Raw genomic sequence first — 24,393 nt, 5'->3', positions numbered from 1 at the left:
CTTCGGGGAGCTGGTGATGGATACCTCCGACAGGGATGCGATCGCCGAGGCGGTGCGCCGCGCCGAGCTGAACACGGCCGGCGAGATCGTCGTCGTCATCGACCGGGCCGCGTCGAGCTATCGCAATGTTCCGGTGGTGATGGCGCTGGCGCTCGCGCTGCTGGTGCCCTGGCCGCTGATCTCGCTGACGGCGATGAGCGCGCAGCGCATCTTCATGATCCAGCTCTTCTGCGCCCTCATCCTGCTCGGCGTGCTGCTCTGGTACGGTCGCGGCGGGCGCTTCGTGCCGGGCTTCATCAAGCGGCGCCGGGCCCATGACGCGGCGCTGCGCGAGTTCACGGCGCGGGGGCTGACGCGGACGAAGGGGCGCACCGGCGTGCTGCTCTATGTGGCGCTGCAGGAGCGCTACGCCGAAGTCCTCGTCGATACCGGCATCGACGGGCGGGTCGATGAAAAGACCTGGGATGGCATCATCGAGCCCCTGCTCGCAGCGGCGCGCGATGACCGGCTGACAGAAGGCCTCATCGCGGCGGTGGATGCGGTCGGCGCGGTGCTGGCGCAGCACGTCCCGCCGGTTCCCGGCGACGTCGACGAATTGCCGAACAAGGTGATCCTGCTCTGAGGCTGCGCTCCGGCCGAGCCGGGATGCTGGCTCAGGGCGCCGTCTTGCCGCGCGCGGCGCCGAGGATCGGCCCCGGCATCATGCCGTATTTTCCCGGCTGGTCGGTCTGGACGATGACGACGTAGCCGTCCGCCTCCGGCGCCTGGGTGGCGCTCAGCGGGGCCGTGATCGTGGTTTCCTTGCCGTCCCAGTCGCCGACGCGGACCATGCCGCGCACCACATTCGCATAGGACAGGGTCTTGCCCTGGTTCTCGCCGCGCGTCACCGGCACCGAGGCCAGGCGCGTCGTCGGCAGGACCCAGACGCCGGCTGCTCGCTCGCTCGCCAGGCCCGAGGGCGTGAGCTTGATCTCGAGGTTGCCGCTCTTCTCCTCGAGCCCGATCCGGACCGGGAAGCCGGAGGGGGCGAGCTGGCGGATCGTCTTCTGGATCTCGTCCTTGTCGGAGCCGACCAGATGGCCGGAGCCGTTGACGACGACCTGCGGGGTATAGACCTGCCCGTCGCCACGGGCCTTGGCATAGAATTTCTGGCGCTTGGCGAAGGAGTCCTTCCCCAGCGTGTCCTTCCAGCCGAGATAATCCCAATAGGTCACCGGCAGCGTCAGGGCGATGAGGTCGGGATCCTTCGCGAGCTCGATCACCAGCGCATCGGCCGGCGGGCAGGAGGAGCAGCCCTGGCTGGTGAACAGCTCAAGCAGCGCCTTCGGCTGCTTGCCGGGCGCCTGCGCGTCAACGGTCGCGATGCCCATGGCGAGGGCCGCAATCGTCACAGCAATGAGGCGCTTGCCGGGGGACATCATCGAACTCTGCGGACAACTTCTTTTGACGAGGTTACCAAAGCCCTCATTCGCCTTCATTTGGAAATCACGTTGCCTTGAAAACAGGCGTCGTCGCGCGGGTGTGATCGAATTCCGCCAGCGCCGCGGCCGAAATCATGTTGGGCCGCCAGCGGCGGTGCATCCAGAGCCACTGCTCGGGATTTTCGCGCACCCAGCCTTCGACCACCGCCGTCATCATCGCCATGGCGCCCTGGACGTCGATCTCGCCCTGCGCATCGCGCGGCAGGTCGAGCGGCGGCGTCAGTTCGAGGCGGAAGCGCTGCTTCGGCAGGCGGATGACGCGCACGCCATGCACCGGGCATTCGAAGCGCTTGGCGAATTTGCCCATGATCGGGTTGGTCAGCGCCGGGCGGCTGAAGAACGGCACCACGACGCCGCGGGTGAAATGCTGGTCGATCAGCATGCCCAGATGGCCGCCCTTCTCCAGCACGCCCTGCATGGCGAAGGCTGCGCCCTGCTTCGCCGCCGCGAGCCCACCCATGGCGCCGGAACGGATCTCGTGGACCACGGCTGCGATCGCGGGATCGTTGGGCGCGCGGAAGACGGCGGTGGTTTCGAGATCATAAGCCGCCGCGCAGATCGCCGGCAGCTCCCAATTGGCGAGATGGGCCGAGAAGATCAGGCCTGGCTTCTCGTCGTCCTTGAGCGCGATGAAATGCTCGATGCCGACGACCTCGACGCGCGAGTTGGGATCGGGGTTATGGTAGTCGTAATCGAACAGCGTCTTGAGATGCGCGTATTCGGCGGCGGTGCGGCCGAGATTCTCCCAGGCGGCGCGGGCGATGCGCTTGATTTCGGCCTCGTCCTTCTCCGGGAAGGCGGCGCGGATATTGGCGAGCGCGACCCGGTTGACCGGGATGAGCGGGCTCGCGGTCCTGAGCAGCCAGCCGCCGAGGTCGCTGGAGCGCTCCGGCCCCAGCAGGCGCAAGCCCGCAAACAGCGTGCGGATCACGCCGATCATCACCGCCGCGCCGATTCGCGCGGCGAAAGCCTTGATCCGTCTCAATGTCCTGCCAGCCCTATCCCGCCCGTGCCGAGAGCAAGACCGGGCCTTGAAGGCGCGATCTGGGGCAGGAATGCGCTGGCGTCAAGTCTCCGGCGGGGCCGGAAGCCCTGCTCAGAAGGCGATGACGACCTTGCCGAAGACCTTGCGCCCTTCGATCCGGTCGAGGCCTTTCTCGAATTCGGCGAGCGGGAAGACCGAGTCGATCACCGGTTTCATGCCGCCCGCCATCTTCTCCAGCGATTGCGCGATGTTCTCGATGCGGCAGCCGAAGGAGCCGGTGATGCGGTATTGCTGCTGGAAGAGCTGCATCAGGTTGATCGTCGCCGAGGGGCCGGAGGTCGCGCCGCAGGTGACGAGCCGGCCGCCGCGCTTCAGGCAGAGCAGCGAGCCGTTCCAGGTGTCGGCTCCAACATGCTCGAAGACGACATCGACGCCCTTGCGGCCGGTGAGCTTGCGGACGACGCCCTCGAAGCGATCCTCGCGGTAGTTGATGACGTGGTCGGCACCGAGCGCCTTGGCCTTGGCGCCCTTCTCGTCGTCGCCGACCGTGGTGTAGACCGTGCAGCCGATCGCCTTCGCCATCAGGATCGCGGCGGTGCCGATGCCGGAGCCGCCGGCATGGACGAGGACCGACTCGCCGGGCTCCAGCTTCGCATTGTCGAACAGCATGTGCTGGACCGTGCCGAAGCCGATCGGCGCGCAGGCCGCGTCCTCGAAGGAGACGCCCTTCGGCGCCTTGATCGTCAGGCGCGCCGGGCGGTTCAGCAATTCGCGCGCGAAGCCGTCGATATGGAAGCCCATGATGCCGGCGACGTTCTCGCAGAGATTGTCGCGGCCCTCGCGGCAGGCCTTGCACTGGCCGCAGGTGTCGGCGCCATAGGCGGTGACGGTGTCGCCGGGGGCGAAGCCGGTCACGCCCTCGCCGACGCAGACGATCTCGCCTGCGGCCTCGACGCCCGCCGCCTGCGGCATCTTGCGCTTGGCGAAGGCCATGCCTCGGAAGCCCCAGAGGTCGAGATAGTTCAAGCCCACGGCCTTGATGCGGATCTGCACCTCGCCCGGAGCGGGCGGCGGCGGCGGCTCGATCTCCTCGAGACGGAGATCGCGGTCACCATGGAGCTGGAGGGAGCGCATGAGGATTCGACGTCTTTCAGATCTGGTCCGGCCATTGCCGGGAGGTGTGGATCACGGAGAGGATTTCGACAGCGTCGCCGCGCACGCGATAAGGCAGGATGTATGAGGTTCCGGGAACGAGGAGCTCGCGCGTACCTTCGATGCGCCCAGGCCGGCCGCTGGCCGGGTGGTGGAGAAGTTGCATCGGCGCGGCTCGAATCGTACGGATCATGGATAGCGCGGCAAACGGATTGAATTGCGTCAGGTAGCGTGCCGCGTCGCGCAGATTGCGCTGCGTTCTTGGCGTCCAGACGATCCTCATTGCCGGTCGATCTTGGCCTGTATCTCGGCCTCGATCGCATCAAGATCAGCCTCGGTGACGAACTCGCCCCGGTCCGCCTCGGCCAGGCCGGCCTTGATCTGCTCCACCTGCCAAGCGTTCAGCTCGACATAGGTCTCGATCGCCTTGGTGGCGAGCCAGCTCCGCGAGCGGTCGATGTCGGCCGCCAACGCGTCGAGCTTGGCCAGCACCTCGTCGTCGAGGCGGATGGTGAAGGCTGCCGTCATGTCGGTTCACTCCGGTTCAGGATGAACCTTAACATGAACAGCCCTATCGGTCGATATCAGCGGTGAACGCCGAGCTGCGCCGTCAGGCCGCCGTCGATCGGCAGGACCGTGCCGCTGATATAGGCGGCGGGCTCGCTCATCAGGAAGGCGGCGAGGCCGGCGACCTCCTCGGGCTTCGCGAAGCGTCCGGCCGGAATCTGCGCCTGCATCTTGTCGCGATAGGCGGCGTAGGGCGCCATCATGTCGGTGTCGACGAAGCCCGGCGCGATCACGTTGACCGTGACGCCGCGTTTGCCGGTCTCGACAGCGAGCGTCTTGGCATAGGAGATCAAGGCGCCCTTGGAGGCGGCATAGGCGGCGTTGCCGGGATTGCCGCGCAGCGCCGCGACCGAGCCGATGGCGACGATGCGGCCGGCCTTGGCGCGGATCATGTTGCGCATCAGGCTCTTGGCGAGGCGGGTGAAGGCCCAGAAATTGACCTGCATCGCGGCTTCCGCCTTGTCCTGCACGATCATCGCGGCCAGCGAATCATAGGGCTGGCCGGCATTGTGGACGAGGCCGAAATAGCTCTCGCCCTCGCGCTCCTCGCAGAAGGCGTCGAGCGCGGCCTTGTCGGAGAGGTCGAGCGACAGGGCGCTGACCGCGCGGCCGGGATGGGCGGCGGCGATCTCCCCGGCCAGCGCCTTCGCCTGATCGGCGGAGGAGCGGAAGGTGAAATCGACATCGTGACCGGCCGCGACGAGCGCGCGCACGATCGCGGCGCCGACACCCTTGGCGCCGCCCGTTACCAGAATCTTGGTCATGCGGCCTCCGGAGGCGCCGTCAGCACGAGGCAGGTGTTCTGGCCGCCGAAGCCGAAGGAATTGGAGATGATGGTGCGCACCTTCGCGTCGCGAGCGGTGTTCGGCACGACATCGAGCGTGATCGCCGGGTCCGGATTGGCATAGTTGATCGTCGGCGGAATCTTGCCGTTGGCGATGGTCAGGAACGAGATCACCGCCTCGACGGCGCCGGCCGCCGTCAGCGTATGGCCGATCATCGACTTGTTCGAGGAGATCGGCAGGCTCGCCATGCGCTCGCCGAAGACGGCGGCGCAGCTCATCGCCTCCATCTTGTCGTTCTCCGGCGTCGAGGTGCCGTGGGCGTTGATGTAGTCGACGTCGTCGGGCGTCAGCCCGGCATCGGCCAGCGCGTCCTGCATGGCGAGGATCGCCGGCTTGCCGTCCGGGCTCGAGCGGGTGCGGTGGAAGCCGTCGCCGCGCTCACCGCAGCCGGCGACGATGCCGAGGATGGTCGCGCCGCGCGCCAGCGCGTGGTCGTAATCCTCCAGCACCAGCGCACCGGCGCCCTCGCCCATGACGAAGCCGTCCCGGTTCTTCGAGAAGGGCTTGGCCGCGCCTTCCGGCGGATCGTTCTGGGTCGAGAGGGCGGAGAGCAGCGAGAAGCGGATCAGCGCCTCGGCATGGATCGAGCCGTCGGTGCCGATGCAGAGCGCGGCCTCGGTGTCGCCGCGGCGGATCGCCTCGACGCCCATCTGGATCGCGGTCGCGCCGGAGGAACAGGCGGTCGAGAGGGAGATCGGCGAGCCCTTGGTTCCGAAGCGGTCGGCGATATGATCGGCGACGCCGCCGAAGACGAAAAGCTCGTGCATCGCGCGGAACTTGCCGGTCTCGGCCGCGCGCAGCAGCCCGTCGTAATCGACGTCGCCTTCGATGGCCTGAGCCATCTCCTGCTTCTGCGGCCATTCCATCTCGACCGGCGGGACGGCCATGAAGAGCTCGCCCGGAAAATCGCCGGAGGTGCCGAGCCCGCTCTGGGTGACGGCTTCTTCCGCCGCCAGCGTCGCCAGCTTCTCGGAGAGCTGGGGGGCAGTGAAGGGCTCGTCGAACAGGAAATCGACGGTGCCACCGATCGTGGTGCGCAAGCCCTCGGTCGGGAAGCGCTCGATGCGGTGGATGCCGGATTGGCCGGCCGTCAGCGCCTTCCAATTCGTCTCCTTGCCCTGGCCGAGCGAGGTGACGACGCCGAGCCCGGTGACGGCGACGATCGGGCGGCCCTTGGCATCACGATGCGTGGTCATGGCTTCAACCTCTCACGCTTGAACCAGATGCGCGGCGCCTTCGCCGCGCCAATGGCCGGCGCCGGTGACGACCGCCTCCTTCGCCTGCCCGGCCGACAAGGCGATGGCCGCGAGGGCGACGGAGACCGGAAATGCGGCCTCGACGCCATGGCCGACGAGATCGCCCGCCGCGATCCGCTTCGCCGATGGCGCGGCCTTCGCGAGCGCGTTGGCTTCTTCGGCCGTGATGCCGGCGCAGCCTGTCGCTGCCGAAATGGCGAGCGCATCGGCGCCGAGCGGGCCGAAGCCACCGACGAGGCCGGCCAGGGCCGACTCGACCGTGCCGGGCGCGCGGCGGCTGCGCGTCGCGCCGGCATGGCTGAGCTTGGCGTAGACCTTGGCGCCGCGTGCGGCGGCACGCTCGGCCGATTCGAGGACGAGGAAGGCGCCGGCGCTGCCGGTGATCAGGCCCGGAGCCTCTTCGCGCGCGAAGACGGGGGCGAAGCTGCCCTGGCGCAGATAGCCGCCGAGCTCGAAGAGCAGCAGCATGTCGCGGCGCTCGGCATTATAGGCGCCGCCGACCAGCATCAGGTCGGACTGGCCGGAAGCGATGCGGGCATGGGCGGTGCGGATGGCGTCGACGCCGGCCTGCTCCTCGCCCATGAAGGTACGCGAGGGACCGGTGACGCCATGGACGATGGCGATGTTGCCGGCGAGCAGGTTGGAGAGCTGGGCGAGGAAGAGCGTGGGGCGCAGATCGCCCATCAGGTGCTCGTTGAGATAGGTGCCGGGCTCGTTGGCGCCGCGCAATCCCGTGAGGATGGCGGAATCCACCGCATGGTCGCGCTCGCCGCCGCCGGCGGCGACGATGACCTGCAGCGCGCTCTTGGCCTCGGCATCCTCCTTGATCCCGGCGGAGTCGAGGGCGAGGCCGGCGGCATAGACGCCGAGGCGCTGCCAGGGCTCCATCTGGCGCTGGTCGGATTTCTTCGGGATCTGCCGGTCGAGCTCCAGCGCGAGGAGCGGATGGACCGGATAGGGCTTGAAGTTCTCGGTGTCGACGGTCGGCGGGCCGCCGGCGGCGAGCGCCGCGGCATGGACCTCGACGCCTTCGCCGAGGCTGGAGGCGATGCCGATGCCGGTGATGACCACGTCCCGGCGGTTCATCGTCATATCGCTCATGGAGCAGGCTCCGGCTTCAGGCCGATGGCTTCGATGCGGCTCTGCATGAGGGCGCGCATATCGGCGGGGAAGGGCATCAGGCGGAAGCGCAGCTCCGCATCGCAGATCGGCTTGCCGTTGCTCGTCAGCTTCGCCTTCGTCGCGGCATAGCCGGAACCCTCGATCACGAGCTCGGCGCTGGCTTCCAGCTCGGCGTTGGGCTCGACGAAGCTGCGGAAGCGCGCCTTGTCCACGGTCATCAGGAAGGGCATCTGGCTGAGACCGTTGAGGCCGAGCAGCAGATAGCCCGAGGCCTGGGCCATGGTCTCGGTCAGCAGCACGCCAGGAACGAGCGGGTGGCCGGGGAAATGGCCCTCGAAGACCGGGCTTTCGGCCGGGACGGTGGAGCGCGTGACGATGCGCTGCAGCGACGGATCGAAGGAAACGACCCTGTCGATCATGTCGAAATATTCGAGGCGCATGCGATCCTTGACCAGCTGGGCACGCCAGAACGGCGCGCGGCCGCTGTGCGGATCGGTCTGATCCGTTCAGCGGCCTATGCTCTATCGGGAGCGGGGCGCCGGCTCAAGTCCGGCAGCCCCCGCGCAGGCGTTACGCCTTCTTGGCGGCGACGAGGTCGTCGATGCGCTTGCAGAGGTTCTCGAGCACGAAATACTGCTCTGCCGGGGCCTTGCCCTCATTGACCTCCTGCGTCCACTGCTCGAGCGGCAGCTTGATGCCGAAGGCCTTGTCGATCGCGAAGGCGATGTCGAGGAAGGCGAGCGAGTCGATGCCGAGATCGTCGATGGCATGGCTCTGCGGCGTGATCTTCTCACGCGGAATATCGCAGGTTTCCGAAATGATGCCGGCGACCGTCTCGAACGTGGCGGACATGCGGGTGCTCCCGTCTTGAAAGGATGTCGGCGGACGACGTCCGAGCGCGGGATGATCCCTGCGCCTGCCCCAAGTCTCCGCCGAGGATGACTGACCGGCCCCCTTACACCGCGCCGGGCGCGAGGACAACTGGGATGGGTCCCGATACGAGCACGGCCGGCTTGCGCCGGCCGCGTTGTGACGTTTTGGTCACCGAAGGCCGTGCCGGAAACACGACCTTCGCTGCCAGGATGCTTACGCGGCGAGCCCGCGCAGCACGTATTGCAGGATGCCGGCGTTCTTGAAGTAGTCGATCTCGTCCAGCGTATCGATGCGGCAGAGGATCGGCACCTTCTTCACCGTGCCGTCGGCATAGGTGATCTCGGCTTCCATCATCTGGCGCGGCTTGACGTTGGCCAGCCCGTGGATGGTGACCATCTCATCGCCCTTCAGGTCGAGCGAGGCCCAGCTCGTGCCCTCCTGCAGGGTGAAGGGCACGACACCCATGCCGACGAGGTTCGAGCGGTGGATGCGCTCGAAGCTCTGGGCGATCACCGCCTTGACGCCGAGGAGGTTGGTGCCCTTCGCCGCCCAGTCGCGCGAGGAGCCGTTGCCGTACTCGACGCCGGCGAAGATCACCAGCGGCACCTTCTCCTGCTTGTACTTCATCGCGGCGTCGTAGATCGGCAGCTCTTCCTTCGACGGGTAGTGGATGGTGTAGCCGCCCTCGCGCCCGTTCGGGCCGAGCATGTGGTTGCGGATGCGGATATTGGCGAAGGTGCCCCGCATCATCACCTCATGGTTGCCGCGGCGCGTGCCGTACTGGTTGAAGTCGGCGACCGCGACGCCATGCTCGGTCAGATAGGCCCCGGCCGGGGAGGCCGCTTTGATCGAACCGGCCGGAGAAATGTGGTCGGTGGTGATCTTGTCGCCGAAGAGGCCGAGGATGCGGGCGCCCTTGATGTCGCCGATCGCGTCCGGCTTCTGGTGCATGCCCTGGAAATAGGGCGGGTTCTGCACATAGGTCGAATCGTCATCCCAAGCATAGGTTTCGCTCTGGGGAGCGTTCACCGCCTGCCAGTGCGCGTCGCCCTTGAAGACGTCGGCGTACTTCGCCTCGAAGATCGCGCGGGTGACGTTCTGCTGGATGAAGCTCTGGATCTCCTTGTTGGAGGGCCAGATGTCCTTGAGATAGACGTCCTTGCCGTCAGAGCCCTGGCCGAGCGGCTGCGTGGTCAGGTCCATCTGGACCGAGCCGGCCAGCGCATAGGCGACGACCAGCGGCGGCGAAGCCAGGTAGTTCGCCTGCACGTCCGGCGAGACGCGGCCTTCGAAGTTGCGGTTGCCGGAGATGACGGCGCCCGCGATCAGGCCCTTGTCGTTGATCGTCTTCGAGATTGGCGCCGGCAGCGGGCCGGAATTGCCGATGCAGGTGGTGCAGCCGAAGCCGACCAGGTTGAAGCCGAGCTTGTCGAGGTCGGTCTGCAGGCCGGACTTGGCCAGATATTCGGCGACGACCTGCGAGCCGGGCGCCAGCGAGGTCTTCACCCAAGGCTTGACCTTGAGGCCCTTGGCGACCGCATTGCGGGCGAGCAGGCCAGCCGCCATCAGCACCGAAGGGTTCGAGGTGTTGGTGCAGGAGGTGATGGCGGCGATGACGACGTCGCCATGGCCGAGATCGAAATCCTCGCCCTCGACCTCAACGCGGCGCGAAAGCTCGCCGCCCTTCTTGTAGTCGCTCTCCATGGCGGCGGCGAAGCCGGCCTTGACGGCGGAGAGGTCGACGCGGCCCTCGGGGCGCTTCGGGCCGGCCATCGAGGGCTGGACCGTCGAGAGATCGAGCTCCAGCGTGTCGGTGAAGACCGGATCGGCCGTCTCGCGGGTGGCGAAGAGCCCTTGAGCCTTGCTGTAGGCATCGACCAGCGCGATGCGCTCCGCCTTGCGGCCGGTGGTGGTGAGATAGTCCAGCGTCTCGGCATCGACCGGGAAGAAGCCGCAGGTCGCGCCGTATTCCGGGCCCATATTGGCGATCGTGGCGCGGTCGGCCAGCGTCAGGTTGTAGAGGCCGGGGCCGAAGAACTCGACGAATTTGCCGACGACGCCCTTCTTGCGCAGCATCTGGGTGACGGTGAGCACGAGGTCGGTCGCGGTGATGCCTTCCTTGAGCGCGCCGGTCAGCTTGAAGCCGATGACCTCCGGCAGCAGCATCGACTGCGGCTGGCCGAGCATGGCGGCCTCCGCCTCGATGCCGCCGACACCCCAGCCGAGCACGGCGAGGCCGTTGACCATGGTGGTGTGCGAATCGGTGCCGACGACGGTGTCGGGATAGGCGACCTCGACCTCGGTGCCGTCGATGGTCTCGCTACGGGTCCAGACGGTCTGGGCGAGGTATTCGAGATTGACCTGGTGGCAGATGCCGGTGCCGGGCGGGACGACGCGGAAATTGTCGAAAGCGCCCTGGCCCCATTTGAGGAACTTGTAGCGCTCCGCATTGCGCTCGTATTCGAGCTCGACGTTCTGGGCGAGCGCCTTGGGCGTGCCGAACTCGTCGACGATCACCGAATGGTCGATGACGAGGTCGACGGGAACGAGCGGGTTGATCTTCTGGGCGTCGCCGCCGAGCGCCTTGACGCCGTCGCGCATCGCGGCGAGGTCGACCACCGCCGGCACGCCGGTGAAGTCCTGCATCAGCACGCGGGCGGGGCGGAAGCCGATCTCCTTGCCGGCCTTGCCCTTGTCGTCGAGCCAGCCGACGAAGTTCTCGATATCGGCCTTCGTCACCGAGCGGCCGTCCTCGTTGCGCAGCAGGTTCTCGAGCAGCACCTTCATCGAGAAGGGCAGCTTCGAGATGCCGGGCAGGCCGTTCTTCTCGGCGTCGGGCAGGGAATAATAGGTGTAGCTCTTGCCGCCGACATCGAGTGTCTTGCGGGCCTTGAATGAATCGAGCGAAGCCATGCGGGCAATATCCTGATCAAGGGGTTGCGGTCGCGACCGGCAAGTCTCCAAGGGTTTCTGCCCTTGCGGACGCTGCCGTTCGAAGGCCTAATGCGCGTGGCGCGCGCGCCGCCCCGGGAGTGCCCGGGCCCCGCGCCGGATCGGCGTGCGGCGTAGCCGCGGGTTCTATAGAGCAATTCCAAGAAGCGCGCTACATGAACGAAATGTGGTCGAATGCATCGGCGGCATTGCTGCCTTGACGCAAACTCCGTTCCAGGATTCGCGCCTCCGCGTCGAGAATCTCGCCTGTCGCCGCGGTGGCAGGCTGATTTTTGATGGCGTGAGCCTGTCGCTCGGCAATGGCGAGGCTCTGGCGCTGACCGGCCGCAACGGCGCCGGCAAGTCGAGCCTCATCGCCATGCTGTGCGGACGGTTGCGGCCCGATGGCGGCAGCATCCGCATCGAGGGGGCGGATGAGGCGGAACTTCCCGAGCTCAGCCACCTCGTCGGCCACCGCGACGGGTTGAAGACGGCGCTGACGGCGCGGGAGAATCTCGCCTTCGCGCAGGATCTGCTCGGCAGTCCGGCGGCGTCGCCCGAGGCGGCGCTGGAGGCCGTCGGGCTCGCCCATGTCGCCACCTTGCCGGTCGGCTACCTCTCCGCCGGCCAGCGGCGCCGGGTGGCGCTGGCGCGGCTTCTGGTGTCGCGGCGCCCCTATTGGCTGCTCGACGAGCCGATGGCGGCGCTCGATACCGCCTCGCAGGCCATGCTCACCGGGCTGATGCGCGCGCATCTGCTGATGGGCGGCGCGATTCTTGCCGCGACGCATGGGCCGCTCGGGTTGGACGCGGCGCGCGAACTCAGGATCGGGCCGTGAGACGCGCCTTCATCGCCATCCTGAAACGCGATCTGGCGCTGGCGGCGCGTGCCGGCGGCGGCGGCGAACTCGCGCTCGTCTTCTTCCTGACGCTTGTCGTGCTGGTTCCCTTCGCGCTCGGGCCGGACCTCAACCTGCTGTCGCGGATCGGCCCGGCGATCCTGTGGCTCGGGGCGCTGCTTTCCGTGCTGATCGGGCTCGACCGGCTGTTCCAGAGCGACGAGGAGGATGGCTCGCTCGAGCTGATGCGGGCTTCGTCGCTGCCGCTCGAAGGGGCGGTTCTGGCCAAGGGGCTGGCGCATTGGCTGACCACGGGCCTGCCGCTGGCGCTCGTCTCGCCTCTGCTCGGGCTCCTCGTCGCCCTGCCGGGCGAGGCGGTGTTGCCGCTCTTCGCCACGCTGCTGGTCGGCACGCCGGCGCTCAGCTTCATCGGCGCGGCCGGCGCGGCACTGGCGGCGAGCCTCAGGCGCGGCGGGCTGATCGTGCCGGTGCTGGTGGCGCCGCTGACGATTCCCGTGCTGATCTTCGGGGTCTCGGCCGCGAATGCGGCGCTCGGCGGAACGGTGCCGTTCCGCACGCCGTTCCTGATCCTGGTCGCGCTGTCGCTGGCGGCGATCGTGGTCGGGACGCTGGCGGCGGCAGCCGCGCTGCGTCAGCCAGAGTGAGCGGCGCCGCGGCCGTGGTGGTCGAGCTCCACGGCGCAGCCGCATTGCGCCGCAAGCCGCGCGACCGTGTCGGCGATGGCATCGAGGCCGATGCCGCCGACATCGTGCTCGCGCTGGATTTCCTCGGCCGTCGCGTAGACGTCTACGACGAGCGACTGGCTCGCTTTCGAGCGAATCGCAAGCTCGACCTCGCGCTGGACCGCGTCGGACAAACGCATTTCCATGGTGGTCCCCCCATCGGTTCCCGACGGTAGAATGCGAGCGCTCTCCCCGCAAGCGGAGAGTTCTGAATCTGTAATATATTCAATGTGATACCGTGGGGCACGCGGTTGACGCAACGGCGCCTTTCGAGCCAAAATCGGAAAAGATCAAGCCTTCGAAGGGCTTGCCTCGGGACTGCCTGATTCGTGCGCCAGCAGCTTCGTGATGTCGCAGCGAGGCTGCGGCGCATTGCCGTGACGGGGCCGGGATTGCTATTGCTGCGGCGCCCGTGCCCGATGGCACCGTTTGCAGATGACATGGCCAGCCTGATCGACCTCGCCAACCCGACGCGCTTCATGCGCTTGTCTTCCGCGCTGCTGCCGTGGCTCGCGGGGGTGTCGGCGCTGCTGCTGGTCGTCGGCTTCTATCTCGCCTGGTTCGTGGCGCCGCCCGATTACCAGCAGGGCGAGACCATCCGCATCATGTTCGTGCATGTGCCGGCGGCCTGGCTCGCCATGATGTTCTACGCGATGATGGCTGTCTCGGCGCTGGGCACGCTGGTCTGGCGCCACCCGCTCGCCGATGTCGCGCAGAAGGCGGCGGCGCCGATCGGCGCCTGCTTCGCGCTGGTCTGCCTAGTCACCGGGGCGCTCTGGGGCAAGCCGATGTGGGGCACCTACTGGGTGTGGGATGCCCGGCTGACCTCGGTCCTGATCCTGTTCCTGGTCTATCTCGGGATCATCGCGCTCTGGCGCGTGCTCGACGATCCCTCGCGGGCGGGGCGGGCGGTCGCGATCCTGACGCTGATCGGCTTCGTCAACGTGCCGATCATCAAGTTCTCGGTCGATTGGTGGAACACGCTGCACCAGCCGGCCTCGGTCTTCCGCATGGGCGGCTCGACCATCGATGGCTCCATGCTCTGGCCGCTGCTGATCCTAGCCTTGGGTTTCACGCTCTTCGCGCTGACGCTGCACATGCTGGCGATGCGCGCCGAGATCATGCGCCGGCGCGTGCGCACCCTGACGATCCTCGAGGCCGAACGGCTCGACCGGCTGTCGGCGCAGGGAGCGCCGGCATGACCGCGCTGGCCACGAGCCTCGGGCCGCATGCCGGCTTCATCCTCGCCGCCTATGCGGCGGTCGTCGTCGTCCTCACCGGGCTGACGCTCTCGATCATCCGCGATCACCGCGCGCAGAAGCGGGCTCTCGCCGCGCTGGAGCAGCGCGGTGCCGGGCGCCGCCGCCAGGGTGGAGAGGCGGCATGAGTTCGGCGGGCACCGAACAGCAGGCGAAGACGACGATGGAAGGCGAGGCTGCGCCGCGCCGCCGTTCGCCGCTCCTGTTCCTGGTGCCGCTGATCCTGTTCGGCGGCCTCGCCATCATCTTCGGGATCGGGCTGTTCTCCGGCGATGCGAGCCGCGTGCCCTCGGCACTGATCGGCAAGACCGCGCCGGCGATCGCGCTGACGCCGGTCGAGGGTCTGGCGCGGGGCGGCCAGCCGGTCCCGGCTTTCGGCAATGCCGATCTGGGCCAGGGCCGGGCGACGCTGGTCAACGTCTTCGCGAGCTGGTGCGCGCCCTGCAAGGTCGAGCATCCCGTGCTCGTCGGCCTGTCGCAGACGGATGCGGTGAAGCAGGGCAAGGTCGCGCTGGTGGGGATGAACTACAAGGACGAGGCCGAGAATGCTCGCCGCTTCCTCGGCGCGCTCGGCAACCCTTTTTCGGCGGTGGGCGCCGACAAGGGCGGCCGCGCCGCGATCGAGTGGGGCGTCTACGGTGTGCCGGAGACTTTCCTGATCGGCCCGGACGGGCGCATCCTCGACAAGCATGTCGGCCCGCTGGATCAGGCGGCGGCGGCGAGGCTGCTCCAGCGCGCGCTGAAGGGAAGCTGACGAACAGCCGTCATGCTCGGGCTTGACCCGAGCATCTCTTCGACCGGCGCCTTCTTGTCGTGAGATTCTCGGGTCTGCGCTTCGCTTCGCCCGAGAATGACGGCTTGTGGCGCTGGTTTCAGGCCGCCTTGGCCGCGACGAGGCTCTCGAACAGGCCGCGCCCATCGGTGCCGCCGACCAGCGAATCGATCAGGTTTTCCGGGTGCGGCATCAGGCCGAGCACGTTGAAGCCCTGCGAATAGATGCCGGCGATGTTGTTGAGCGAGCCGTTCGGGTTCGCCTCGGCCGTGACCTGGCCCTGCGCATCGGCATAGCGGAAGGCGACGAGGCCCTCGCCTTCGAGGCGGGCCAGCGTCTCGGGGTCGGCGATGTAGTTGCCCTCGCCATGGGCGATGCAGACGTCGATGGCCTGACCCTTGGCATAGGCGCTTGTATAGGGCGTGTCGTTGCGCTCGACCGTGAGGTGCTGGCGCTTGCAGACGAATTTCAGATGGGCGTTGCGCACGAGGATACCGGGCAGCAGCCCCGCCTCGCAGGCGATCTGGAAGCCGTTGCAGATGCCCAGCACATAGCCGCCGCGCGCAGCATGGGCGCGGGTGGCGTCCATGATATGGGCGCGGCCGGCGATGGCGCCGGTGCGCAGATAGTCGCCATAGGAGAAGCCGCCCGGCAGCACGACGAGATCGGTCCCACCAGGCAGTTCGGTATCGGCATGCCAGACATGGCTGACGGTGGCACCGGCCTGCTTCAGCGCCTTGGCGACGTCGCCGTCACGGTTGGAGCCCGGAAAGGTGATGACGGCGGCTTTCATCGGTCAGGCTCCGATCTCGACGCGGTAGTTCTCGATCACGGTGTTGGCGAGGAGCTTTTCGCAGGCGGCCTTGAGTGCCGCCTCGGCGGCGGCCTTGTCTGCGGTCGCAAGCTCGATGTCGAAGACCTTGCCCTGACGCACCGAGCCGACGCCGTCGATGCCGAGCGACTTCAGCGCGCCCTCGATCGCCTTGCCCTGCGGATCGAGCACGCCGGTCTTCAGGGTGACGGTGACGCGGGCTTTCATGGCATTCTCCGAGCGCGGGCTGTTTGCGGGTGCCTTAGAGCATGTTCCGCAAAAGTGGAAACCACTTTTGCGATCAGGGCATGCTCAGCTTGCTGGTTCTGTGCGAATCGGGGCGGGCTCAGCCGTTTCCGGCGGTTTCACGTGAATCAGCGGCTGTGCCAGGCGGCTTGCGCCTCGCGCTTGGCCGCCTCGGCCTCGTCGCTGACTGCGAGCGCGACGACGAGGCGGTCGTTCTCGCGGGCGTAGAGGATTGCCGTGACGCCTTGCCGGGAGGGCGCATCCTTGGCGCGGATCGTGACGAGGACGCCCTTGGCATCGGCGGTATCGAAGCGCGCATAGTCGGTCACGCTGCGTTCCGGTGCCGGCTTTTGAGGCTTCTTGCCGGATTTGCGCTGTTCGGCTGCCTTGGCAGCCGCCTTCTCGGCCTTGAGCCGCGCGAAGGAGCGGGCGAGTTCGGCCGGATTTTCCGAGAGCGCCTGCTCCATGCGGCGGGCCTCGGCGCCCTCGAAGGAAATGACGGCGGCAAAGCCCTGGCGGGGGCAGGCGTCGCGCGGGCAGAACACCATCGCGCGGGCTTCGAGCCCGTCATTCAGCACCCAGGAGCCGATCGGCAGACGGTGCCAGCCGGCCGATGCCGGCAATTCGGCGATGCCGGCGCCGTACTGGTCGGCGCAGCCGCCGAGCAGGAGGCTCGCCGCGAGGAACAGGGGCGCGACATGAAAACGGGAGCGCATGCGCTCCCGCTTCGTCTGCGATTGTGGCCGGGTGACGGCGCTCACTGCACGAGGCGCGGGCCGCTCTGGCCGGGGTTTTCGTTCTCGCCGAGAATGCCGAGGCGCCGGGCGACTTCCGAATAGGCTTCGATCAGGCCGCCCATGTCGCGGCGGAAGCGATCCTTGTCCATCTTGTCCTTCGACTTGATGTCCCAGAGGCGGCAGGAATCGGGGCTGATCTCGTCGGCGACGACGATGCGCATCATCTCGCCTTCCCAGAGGCGGCCCGTCTCCATCTTGAAGTCGACGAGGCGGATGCCGGCGCCGAGGAAGAGGCCGGAGAGGAAGTCGTTGACGCGGATGGCGAGCGCCATGATGTCGTCGATCTCCTGCGGCGTCGCCCAGCCGAAGGCGGTGATGTGCTCTTCCGAGACCATCGGATCGTTCAGCGCGTCGTTCTTGTAATAGAACTCGATGATCGAGCGCGGGAGCTGCGTGCCTTCCTCGAGGCCGAGGCGGGTCGAGAGAGAGCCGGCGGCGACATTGCGCACGCAGATCTCGAGCGGGATGATCTCGACCTCGCGGATGAGCTGCTCGCGCATGTTCAGCCGGCGGATGAAATGCGTGGGAACGCCGATGTCGTTGAGGTTCGAGAAGATGTGCTCGGAGATGCGGTTGTTGAGCACGCCCTTGCCGTCGATCACCTCGTGTTTCTTCGCATTGAAGGCGGTGGCGTCGTCCTTGAAATGTTGGATCAGCGTACCGGGCTCCGGCCCCTCATAGAGGACCTTCGCCTTGCCTTCGTAGATGCGACGGCGGCGATTCATGGGGATGTACCGTGGCTTGAGGAAATCCAAAGGTCGGCCCTTCACTGGACGCGATGACTGTCGCGGCGGGATCTTGGCCCCTGATCGTGTCGGCCGGTTCGCCCCGGTCCAGGCGATCCGTCGGGGATCGCGGACCGGCGTCGAGCCGGTTTCTCGCTTCGCGCCGAAGGGCGCCATGCGCCTGCTATATGGAGTGTCTCGCCCGCAAACGCAACAAATCGCCTCCGGCCCCGCTGCCGGATGGCTGAAAGCCCTTAAAAGCGTCCTCGCCCGCGGCCGAGACTGGCTCTTGCCGGGCCGCCGCCCTATATGAGGGACGACGACGCCATCTCAAGCCCCGCACAGGAGCCCGACGCCGCATGACGACCTTCGACCAGCGCAAGGACGCCTTCGAGAACAAGTTTGCCCATGACGAGGAGCTGCGCTTCAAGGCTACCGCACGGCGCAACAAGCTGCTCGGACTCTGGGCGGCGGAGAAGCTGGGCAAGAGCGGCGCCGAGGCGGACGCCTATGCCAAGGCGGTCGTCGTGGCCGATTTCGAGGAGGCCGGCGAGGAGGACGTGCTGCGCAAGGTGAAGAACGATTTCACGTTGGGCGATGTCGCCGTGCCGGAGACGGAGATCCGCCGGGTGATGGCCGAGCTGCTGATCCAGGCGGCCGAGGAGATCCAGGCCGGGCGCTAGAGCTCTTTGATCCTGCATCGGCATTTCCGAAAACCGCGTTCCGCTTTTCGGGCCGATGCCTGGCCGCCTCCCGGTTTACGCAAGGCGAGATTGAAACGGGCGCATGGGCGCCCGTTTGCTTTTTGGGGCGCCGCCGGTCCACCTTGCAGACGCCCGCCATTCGTCGAGAGCGGGCTTCCAAACGGATCTCCCCATCATGGCCAAGCCCACCGTCCTGTCCTCCCTCGCCGATCGCTTCGCGAAAGGCGGGACCGTCGTCTCGGCCTGGTGCGGCCTGCCCGACCCGTCGGTCTCCGCCATTCTCGCGCAGGAGGATTTCGATGCGGTCACGCTCGACATGCAGCATGGGCCGATCACGCTCGGCGAGGTCATCCGCGCGATCCCGCTGATCAATGCGGCCGGCAAGCCGGCGATCGCCCGCATCCCGGTCGGCGAGTTCCAGAACGTCTCGAAGCTGTTCGATTCCGGCGTCTCCGGGGTGATCGCGCCGATGATCAACACCATGGATGATGCGCGCCGCTTCGCCGCCTACTCCAAATATCCGCCGCTCGGCGAGCGCAGCTGGGGCAGCTATGGCGGGCTTGGCGCCTCCGGTCTCGACCAGAACAGCTATCTCAGGCAGGCCAATGGCTTCTCCATGACCTTCGCCATGATCGAGACGCGCGAGGCGATGGCGATCGTCGACGACATCCTGGCGTTGGAGGGGATCGATGCGCTCTTCGTGGGCCCCTCGGACCTTTCGATCGCCCTGTTCGGCGGTGCGAGGGTCGACGCGGCCGCGCGCGAGGTGGACGAGGCGCTGAAGCATGTCGTGGCCCGGGCCTCGGCGGTGAACAAGCCGGTGGCGCTCTATGCCGGGACCGCCGAGCGCGCCAAGGCCGGCCTCGCCATGGGCGCGCGCATGGTCACGGTGATGAGCGACAGCGGGATGCTGCGCGCCGGGGCTCAGGCAGCGCTGAAGGTCGCGCGCAGCTGATCTTCAGGGCTTGTCGGTTTTCGACGGAACCAGGCGGGCATCCCGGGCTTGACCCGGGATCCATGCCGGAGCGCCTTCGATAGGGCGTCGGGCACGGGTCCTGGGTCTTCGCGGAGTTTATCCTTGAGCCGATCGAAGATCGGACCCAAGGGCTCTGTCCGGGGTGAACCGCGCTCCCCTTCGAAAAGCGGCATACCCTAAGCGTTGATGCCTTCGCGCCGCTTCAGCACGGCGTAATAGGCCCAGAGCAGGCGCGCGGCGACGCCGCGCCAGGGCCGCCAGGCCTCCGCCATCGCCGCGAGCTCGGCAGGTTTCGGCCTGGCCGTGAGGGCGAAGGCATGGCGGGCCGCCTCCTGGATCGCGAGGTCGCCGGCGGCGAAGCCGTCGCGATGGCCGAGGCAGAACAGCAGATAGACATCCGCGGTCCAGGGGCCGATGCCGGAGATCGCGGTCATCTCGGCATGGACCTCCTCGGGGCTCATGCCTTCGAGCGCCTCGAAGGTGAGACGCTTTTCGGTCAGCGCCGCCGCCAGCGCCAGCAGCGTGCGCTGCTTCGGCCGGGACAGCCCCGAGAGGCGCATGTCGTCATCGGTCGCGGCCAGCAGGCGCTCGGGCGTCAGCGGCACGAAGACGCTCTCGAAGCGGTTCCAGACCGCCCGCGCGCTCGCCACGGACAATTGCTGGGAGACGATGATGCCGGCAAGCCCGGTCAGCCCGCCCTCGCGCAGCCGGAGCGGCGGCAGGCCGGTGCGGTCGATGATGGCGCGCCAATGCGGATGCAGCGCGGCGAGCGCGGCCATGCCTTCTTCGAGATCGGCGTTGCAGGTGATTCGTTCGGTCATGGGCTTCAGGATGGCTGGCAGGCAGGACGCTTCCCGTCAGCAGCGACTTGGCCCCGGCGGGTGGCTCTTCTAGAACGGCATAGCCTAAGATCGAACCGATGGCCGCATATCCACCCGATTCCCGGCAGCCCGTTTTCCGCTTCGCGCCGAGCCCGAACGGGCGCTTGCATCTCGGCCATGCCCTGTCGGCCCTGAGCAATGAGGCGCTGGCGCGGCGCTTCGGCGGGCGGCTCCTGCTGCGGATCGAGGATATCGACCTGATCCGCTGCCGGCCGGAATTCGTCGATGGCATCCTCGCGGATCTGGATTGGCTCGGTATCTGCTTCGAAGGGTCGGTGCGACGACAATCCGAGCATTTCGACGATTACGGGCGGGCGCTTGCGTCTCTGCAGGCCCGAGGGCTGGTGTACCCCTGTTTCTGCTCGCGGCAGGAGATCAAGGCGGCGGTGGCTGCGTGCGAGGCCGAAAACGGGAAATCCTGGCCGGTCGATCCGGACGGCGCGCCGCTCTATCCCGGTTTTTGCAAGGGGCTCGACAAGGCGGAAGCGGAGCATCGGATCGCTACCGGCGAGCCGCATGTGCTACGCCTCGACATGGCGCGGGCCCTGGCACAAGCCGGGGATGGCCTGGGCTACGAGCTGTTCGATGAGGCAGGCCGCCGCTGCTTCGTGCCGGCGCAGCCTGCTCGCTGGGGCGATGTCGTGCTCGCGCGCAAGGACGTGCCGACGAGCTATCATCTCGCGGTCGTCACCGATGACGCCTTGCAGGGCGTCAGCCATGTCGTGCGCGGCCGGGATCTCGAGGCTGCGACGGACGTTCATGTCGTGCTGCAGCGCCTGCTCGGCCTGCCGACGCCGCTCTATCATTTCCACGCATTGCTGATCGACGCCGACGGCCGCAAGCTCGCCAAAAGTCGCGCCTCCGAAAGCCTGGCGGAGTTGCGGGCGCAAGGCGTCACCGCCGCCGCGATCAGGCAGAGGCTGGGTTTTGCCTGACAATCGGAATGCGGGCGGGCTCGCCGCGTGGGGCTACCCGACGCCGAGAAAGGTCAGCCAGGCGGCCGTAGTGAAGAGCGACAGCAAGGTGGACAGGGTGATCGCGCTCGAGGCGTCGGCCACGCCCTGCCGATAGCGCTCGGCGAAGAGATAGGCGTTGATCCCGCAGGGGCAGGCGGCAAAGAGCACGGCGACGCCGGACCAGTGCGCCGGCATCTCGAAGATCCGGGTCGCGAGCCAGTAGACCAGCAGCGGATGGAGGCCGAGCTTGAGGCCGCTGAGCACGGTCGGCAAAGCGAGGCCCGATTCCAGCCCGTAGCGGCGCATGGCGATGCCGAGGCTGATCAGCGCGCAGGGCACGGCCGCACCGGCCAGCAGATCGACCAGCGTCCAGAAGGGCTCCGGTATCTGCGCCACGAAGGGGCGCACGATCGAGCCGAGGATGATGCCGATGATGATCGGATGGGTGAAGAGGCGCTTGATCAGGAGCGGAATCGAGGCCGTGCGTCCTTCGGCCAGCAGGGTCGCGACCGTCATCGTCACCGGCAGATGGACGGCCAGAAGCAGGCCGAGCGGCACGGCGCCGGCATCGCCATAGGCCTTCAGGATCATCGGGACGCCGACGAAGACCGTGTTCGACTGCGCGGCGGCGAAGCCGGACACGACCAGCTCAGGCCCTTTCCGGGCGAAGAAGCGGCTGGCGATCAGCATCGCCAGAGCCCAGACCACGGCGAGCCCGGCGAAATAGGCGATCCAGTAGCCCCAGGGCTGGGTCGCCGGGATATCCGCCTTAGCCAAGGTGCGGAAGAGCAGGCAGGGCACGGCGAGGACGAAGACGAAGTCGGAGAGGCCCTCGCCGGTCGTCTCGCGCAGGAGCTTCGTCCACCGGGCGAAATAGCCCAGTCCGATCAGCCCGAAGACGGGCAGGACGACAAGCAGGGAAGCGAGCATGGGTCAGGGTCACGCCGCGAGGACAGGAAGCCGTTTCGCGGTGTCGCCTTTATCGGCTCATGTCAACTGCCGAAAGCAGAGCGCGCCGCGTTTCGCCGGCGCGCCATGCGTTCAGCGCAACTGTGCGACGGTGCCGCCCGCCTTCTCGATCAATCCGCGGACCTCGTCGCGCTGGCGCTTGAACTCGGCCAGCGTTGGGCCCTGCAGCTCGCGCCCGCGCGGCACGCGAATCTTGAGCGGGTTCACGAAATTGCCGTTGACCAGCACCTCGTAATGCAGATGCGGGCCGGTGGAGAGGCCGGTGGTGCCGATGTAGCCGATGACCTGGCCCTGGCGGACCTTGGCCCCCGGCACGATGCCGGGGGCGAAGTTCGACTGGTGCGAATAGGTCGTGACATAGCCGTTGGCGTGCTGGATCTCGGTGTGCTTGCCATAGCCCGAGGACCAGCCGGCCTTGAGCACCGTGCCGTTGCCGGCGGCGAGGATCGGCGTGCCGATGCGGTTGGCCCAGTCGATGCCGGTATGCATCTTCGAATAGCGCATGATCGGGTGGTAGCGCATGCCGAAGCCGGAGCGCAGCTCGCCTTCCGCGACCGGCTTGCGCAGCAGGAACTTCTTCAGCGATTTGCCGTCATCGTCGAAATAATCGATCAGCCCGTCTTCCGGCGACTGGTAGCGATAGACGCGGCGGGTCTCGCCGTTGACGGTGAGGCTGGCGGAGAGGATCTCGGACCGCTCGCCTTCCTCTTCCTCGGTGTAGATCACTTCCAGATTGTCGCCGCCATGGATGCGCTGCTGGAAATCGAGATCATAGGAGAAGATGCGCACGAGATCGTCGACGAGCGGCCGGGGCAGGTCGTGGCGGGCCGCCGTCTCGTAGAGGCTCTCATAGAGCCGGGCGCCGCCGGAATCCTCGTCTTCCTCCTCGCTCTCGACATTGCGCCGCTCGCCGCGCTGGGGCGTGGCCGCCTCCGGGATGTTGACGGCAACGAAGGCGCCCTTGTCGTTCATCGCGATGATGCCGTCCGGCTGGCCGTTGGTGAGCAGCGAGACGCGCATGATCTGGCGCGCGTCGCCCGCGCCCGGTCCCGGCGCATAGAGCACCTGCAGGACCTGCCCGTCGGGCAGGGGCGCGGTCTTCACCTTGCCGCCGAAGGCGGTGATCATGGTCCGGATCTGCTCCGGCTGGGCGCCGACGCCGCGCATCACCTGCTCGAAATTCTCGCCGCGCTTGGCCATCACCAGCTTGTCCTCGACCTCCGGCTCGCGCGAGGCCGGGATCGGGGTCTTGGGCGCATTGGTGACGTTCTCGGGAACGACGCGGACCTCGATGCCCGAAAAGCGCGTATCGGTCGCGGGCGCATAGCCGAGGATGTCGCCATTGACGGGGGCCGCCCCGGTCAAGGTGCGGCTCAGCATGAGCTGCGGCGGGATCGGCAGGGCGCGCTGGCGGCCGGAGGCGACGTTGGCGCGCTCCTCCTCGATCTGCGACACGACCTCGCTGTCGCCGAGCTGCGGCTTGCCCGGCGGAATGACGATGTCGGCGAGGTCACGCTTGACGATGGTGACGTCGGCGTCGGCGGTGTCCTGCGCCGGCTCGGCATAGCGCTCGTCCGGCTGGCCGCCCTCGGCGAAGAGCCGCAACGGGTTGAAGGGCGGGATGTTGGTGGCATAGACGCCGGTGGTCAGCGACAGGTTGGTGGCGAGCCGCACGAAGGGCCTGACGCGGATGACCTCGCGGTCTCCGACACGTTGCGACATCGGCGCGCGCATCGTGTGGCGCGCCGCGAGAACCGGCTGATCGGCGACGAGCTTGTCGGCCTTGCGGGCGCCGCCGCCATCCCCCGCCGCCGAGGAGGCACGTACCGCGACCATCTCGGGCTGCTCGGGATAGCTGGTGTCGCCGCGCATCGCGACCAGGATCGCCGCGCCGAGCAGCGCCGCGCCGCAGGAGCCGACGAGCGCGCAGGCGAAAAGCCAGCGCAGCGACACACCGCGCCGATCGAGCGGCTGCTGGCGCGAATCGACCGGGAGAATGGGCGGCTCGATCCCGAGATCGACCAGCAAAGCCGCTGCCTCGGGGGCAAGCGGCTCGACCGGTTGGGCGAACTCGGGATGGGCGTTCATCGTGTGCTGTCTTGACCTTGATCGCGAACCCCGCCGGAGCGAGGCGGTCTTGAGCGCGCTCTGAACGAAGGTGTCCCGAGAACATGCCCGTGTCGGCAGCCGGAATCAATCCGCCGTGCCGTCCGCCCCTGTGCCGGCGGAATGCGGCTGTTTTGCGAAACCAGAGGTCTACGCGCGCGCAATGCGCTCACGCACAACGCGCGCGTACCAAATAAAAAAGATGCGCAGGGCCGGGAGGGGGCGTTCCCAGGAAATCGAACAGGTCCGTCAAAAAAAGTTCATCGAGCGTGTTGACATGTCTCGGGGGTCCCGCCTATAAACCGCCCATCGAGACGGCGCCGCCGCTGAGCGGCGCCTCTTCTGCGCTTCCTAAGGACGCTGGGGCTGAGGCCGGTTCGCCGGGTGAAGTTCTGTCG

General features: G+C 67.5%; 28 protein-coding genes. 9 read left to right on the top strand and 19 right to left on the bottom strand.

What is annotated here, in order from left to right; all coding sequences use genetic code 11:
• Positions 1–622 (top strand): TPM domain-containing protein (locus IED13_RS27425; protein WP_210323779.1); only part of this gene is annotated, 622 nt, incomplete at its 5' end.
• 31 nt (positions 623–653) lie between these two features.
• Here the strand turns inward: IED13_RS27425 and IED13_RS27420 are convergent.
• From IED13_RS27420 to acnA, 11 genes are all read right to left on the bottom strand, one after another.
• Positions 654–1,421: a DUF1223 domain-containing protein gene (locus IED13_RS27420; RefSeq protein WP_166652912.1), complete on the bottom strand. Its 768-nt coding sequence runs from the start codon at positions 1,419–1,421 to the stop codon at positions 654–656.
• 64 nt (positions 1,422–1,485) lie between these two features.
• On the bottom strand, positions 1,486–2,466 hold the full coding sequence (locus IED13_RS27415) for a lipid A biosynthesis lauroyl acyltransferase (RefSeq protein ID WP_113254774.1): 981 nt from the start codon (positions 2,464–2,466) through the stop codon (positions 1,486–1,488).
• 111 nt (positions 2,467–2,577) lie between these two features.
• Complete coding sequence (locus IED13_RS27410) at positions 2,578–3,600, bottom strand: zinc-binding dehydrogenase (protein WP_191126014.1); 1,023 nt, start codon at positions 3,598–3,600, stop codon at positions 2,578–2,580.
• 16 nt (positions 3,601–3,616) lie between these two features.
• Positions 3,617–3,901: a type II toxin-antitoxin system RelE/ParE family toxin gene (locus IED13_RS27405; protein ID WP_191126013.1), complete on the bottom strand. Its 285-nt coding sequence runs from the start codon at positions 3,899–3,901 to the stop codon at positions 3,617–3,619.
• The gene (locus IED13_RS27400; protein WP_191126012.1) at positions 3,898–4,146 is read right to left on the bottom strand and encodes a CopG family ribbon-helix-helix protein; all 249 of its coding nucleotides are present in this window, start codon (positions 4,144–4,146) and stop codon (positions 3,898–3,900) included. The genes IED13_RS27405 and IED13_RS27400 overlap by 4 nt, the downstream gene beginning before the upstream one ends.
• A 56-nt stretch (positions 4,147–4,202) precedes the next feature.
• Positions 4,203–4,949: an SDR family NAD(P)-dependent oxidoreductase gene (locus IED13_RS27395; RefSeq protein WP_191126011.1), complete on the bottom strand. Its 747-nt coding sequence runs from the start codon at positions 4,947–4,949 to the stop codon at positions 4,203–4,205.
• Entirely contained in the window at positions 4,946–6,226 is a 1,281-nt protein-coding gene (locus IED13_RS27390; protein ID WP_113254770.1) for a beta-ketoacyl-ACP synthase, read from the bottom strand. Before IED13_RS27390 ends, IED13_RS27395 begins: the two co-directional genes overlap by 4 nt.
• Before the next feature lie 12 nt (positions 6,227–6,238).
• On the bottom strand, positions 6,239–7,387 hold the full coding sequence (locus IED13_RS27385; protein ID WP_404801915.1) for a beta-ketoacyl-ACP synthase: 1,149 nt from the start codon (positions 7,385–7,387) through the stop codon (positions 6,239–6,241).
• On the bottom strand, positions 7,384–7,848 hold the full coding sequence (locus tag IED13_RS27380) for a 3-hydroxyacyl-ACP dehydratase FabZ family protein (RefSeq protein WP_191126010.1): 465 nt from the start codon (positions 7,846–7,848) through the stop codon (positions 7,384–7,386). Before IED13_RS27380 ends, IED13_RS27385 begins: the two co-directional genes overlap by 4 nt.
• A gap of 130 nt (positions 7,849–7,978) precedes the next feature.
• Positions 7,979–8,260: an acyl carrier protein gene (locus IED13_RS27375; protein WP_038358122.1), complete on the bottom strand. Its 282-nt coding sequence runs from the start codon at positions 8,258–8,260 to the stop codon at positions 7,979–7,981.
• A 234-nt stretch (positions 8,261–8,494) separates the two neighbouring features.
• A complete protein-coding gene (gene acnA / locus IED13_RS27370; RefSeq protein ID WP_112764838.1) occupies positions 8,495–11,194 on the bottom strand; it encodes an aconitate hydratase AcnA in 2,700 nt (899 codons plus the stop codon).
• A gap of 319 nt (positions 11,195–11,513) precedes the next feature.
• Between acnA and ccmA the strand changes: the two genes are divergently transcribed.
• Both ccmA and ccmB read left to right on the top strand, forming a co-directional pair.
• Positions 11,514–12,050 carry a heme ABC exporter ATP-binding protein CcmA gene (gene ccmA, locus IED13_RS27365; protein WP_404801914.1) on the top strand — a complete coding sequence of 179 codons (537 nt, stop codon included), beginning with the start codon at positions 11,514–11,516 and terminating at the stop codon, positions 12,048–12,050.
• Complete coding sequence (ccmB, locus tag IED13_RS27360) at positions 12,047–12,715, top strand: heme exporter protein CcmB (protein WP_038358118.1); 669 nt, start codon at positions 12,047–12,049, stop codon at positions 12,713–12,715. The genes ccmA and ccmB overlap by 4 nt, the downstream gene beginning before the upstream one ends.
• Here the strand turns inward: ccmB and IED13_RS27355 are convergent.
• Positions 12,703–12,939, bottom strand: a complete 237-nt coding sequence (locus tag IED13_RS27355) for a hypothetical protein (protein ID WP_113254767.1) — start codon at positions 12,937–12,939, stop codon at positions 12,703–12,705. The genes ccmB and IED13_RS27355 overlap by 13 nt on opposite strands.
• Positions 12,940–13,233: 294 nt before the next feature.
• Between IED13_RS27355 and IED13_RS27350 the strand changes: the two genes are divergently transcribed.
• Genes IED13_RS27350 through IED13_RS27340 form a run of 3 tightly spaced genes read left to right on the top strand, consistent with a single transcriptional unit; the run spans position 13,234 to position 14,806 of the window.
• Entirely contained in the window at positions 13,234–13,995 is a 762-nt protein-coding gene (locus IED13_RS27350) for a heme ABC transporter permease (RefSeq protein ID WP_038358114.1), read from the top strand.
• Positions 13,992–14,180 (top strand): heme exporter protein CcmD, encoded by a 189-nt coding sequence (gene ccmD / locus IED13_RS27345; RefSeq protein ID WP_142023442.1) that lies wholly within the window; start codon positions 13,992–13,994, stop codon positions 14,178–14,180. Before IED13_RS27350 ends, ccmD begins: the two co-directional genes overlap by 4 nt.
• Positions 14,177–14,806, top strand: coding sequence for a DsbE family thiol:disulfide interchange protein (locus IED13_RS27340; protein WP_248312799.1), 630 nt, complete (start codon positions 14,177–14,179; stop codon positions 14,804–14,806). The genes ccmD and IED13_RS27340 overlap by 4 nt, the downstream gene beginning before the upstream one ends.
• Positions 14,807–14,924: 118 nt before the next feature.
• Here IED13_RS27340 and purQ read toward each other — a convergent pair whose 3' ends face one another.
• The 4 genes from purQ to purC form a co-directional block, all read right to left on the bottom strand.
• Entirely contained in the window at positions 14,925–15,617 is a 693-nt protein-coding gene (purQ, locus tag IED13_RS27335) for a phosphoribosylformylglycinamidine synthase subunit PurQ (protein ID WP_191126009.1), read from the bottom strand.
• Between the two features lie 3 nt (positions 15,618–15,620).
• Positions 15,621–15,863 (bottom strand): phosphoribosylformylglycinamidine synthase subunit PurS, encoded by a 243-nt coding sequence (gene purS / locus IED13_RS27330; RefSeq protein ID WP_038358108.1) that lies wholly within the window; start codon positions 15,861–15,863, stop codon positions 15,621–15,623.
• A 146-nt stretch (positions 15,864–16,009) separates the two neighbouring features.
• Entirely contained in the window at positions 16,010–16,597 is a 588-nt protein-coding gene (locus IED13_RS27325; protein WP_191126008.1) for a hypothetical protein, read from the bottom strand.
• 41 nt (positions 16,598–16,638) lie between these two features.
• Positions 16,639–17,433, bottom strand: a complete 795-nt coding sequence (gene purC, locus IED13_RS27320) for a phosphoribosylaminoimidazolesuccinocarboxamide synthase (RefSeq protein ID WP_038358105.1) — start codon at positions 17,431–17,433, stop codon at positions 16,639–16,641.
• Positions 17,434–17,762: 329 nt separating this feature from the next.
• Between purC and IED13_RS27315 the strand changes: the two genes are divergently transcribed.
• Together IED13_RS27315 and IED13_RS27310 are read left to right on the top strand one after the other, a co-directional pair.
• Positions 17,763–18,086, top strand: coding sequence for a DUF1476 domain-containing protein (locus IED13_RS27315; protein ID WP_038358103.1), 324 nt, complete (start codon positions 17,763–17,765; stop codon positions 18,084–18,086).
• A gap of 196 nt (positions 18,087–18,282) precedes the next feature.
• A complete protein-coding gene (locus tag IED13_RS27310; protein WP_191126007.1) occupies positions 18,283–19,062 on the top strand; it encodes an HpcH/HpaI aldolase family protein in 780 nt (259 codons plus the stop codon).
• Between the two features lie 197 nt (positions 19,063–19,259).
• Here IED13_RS27310 and IED13_RS27305 read toward each other — a convergent pair whose 3' ends face one another.
• On the bottom strand, positions 19,260–19,904 hold the full coding sequence (locus IED13_RS27305; protein ID WP_191126006.1) for a DNA-3-methyladenine glycosylase family protein: 645 nt from the start codon (positions 19,902–19,904) through the stop codon (positions 19,260–19,262).
• Positions 19,905–20,002: 98 nt separating this feature from the next.
• On the opposite strand from IED13_RS27305, the gene gluQRS reads away from it, so the two are divergent.
• A complete protein-coding gene (gene gluQRS, locus IED13_RS27300) occupies positions 20,003–20,899 on the top strand; it encodes a tRNA glutamyl-Q(34) synthetase GluQRS (protein ID WP_191126005.1) in 897 nt (298 codons plus the stop codon).
• 33 nt (positions 20,900–20,932) lie between these two features.
• Here the strand turns inward: gluQRS and IED13_RS27295 are convergent, their stop codons facing one another.
• Complete coding sequence (locus tag IED13_RS27295) at positions 20,933–21,850, bottom strand: AEC family transporter (protein ID WP_191126004.1); 918 nt, start codon at positions 21,848–21,850, stop codon at positions 20,933–20,935.
• 111 nt (positions 21,851–21,961) lie between these two features.
• Complete coding sequence (locus tag IED13_RS27290; RefSeq protein WP_142023435.1) at positions 21,962–23,977, bottom strand: M23 family metallopeptidase; 2,016 nt, start codon at positions 23,975–23,977, stop codon at positions 21,962–21,964.
• Positions 23,978–24,393: the final 416 nt, after the last annotated feature.

Origin of the sequence: Allobosea spartocytisi (assembly GCF_014764685.1) — a bacterium.
GTDB lineage: Bacteria > Pseudomonadota > Alphaproteobacteria > Rhizobiales > Beijerinckiaceae > Allobosea > Allobosea spartocytisi.
Note: the sequence above shows the minus strand (reverse complement) of the source record. Positions and strands in the feature narration are given on the sequence as shown.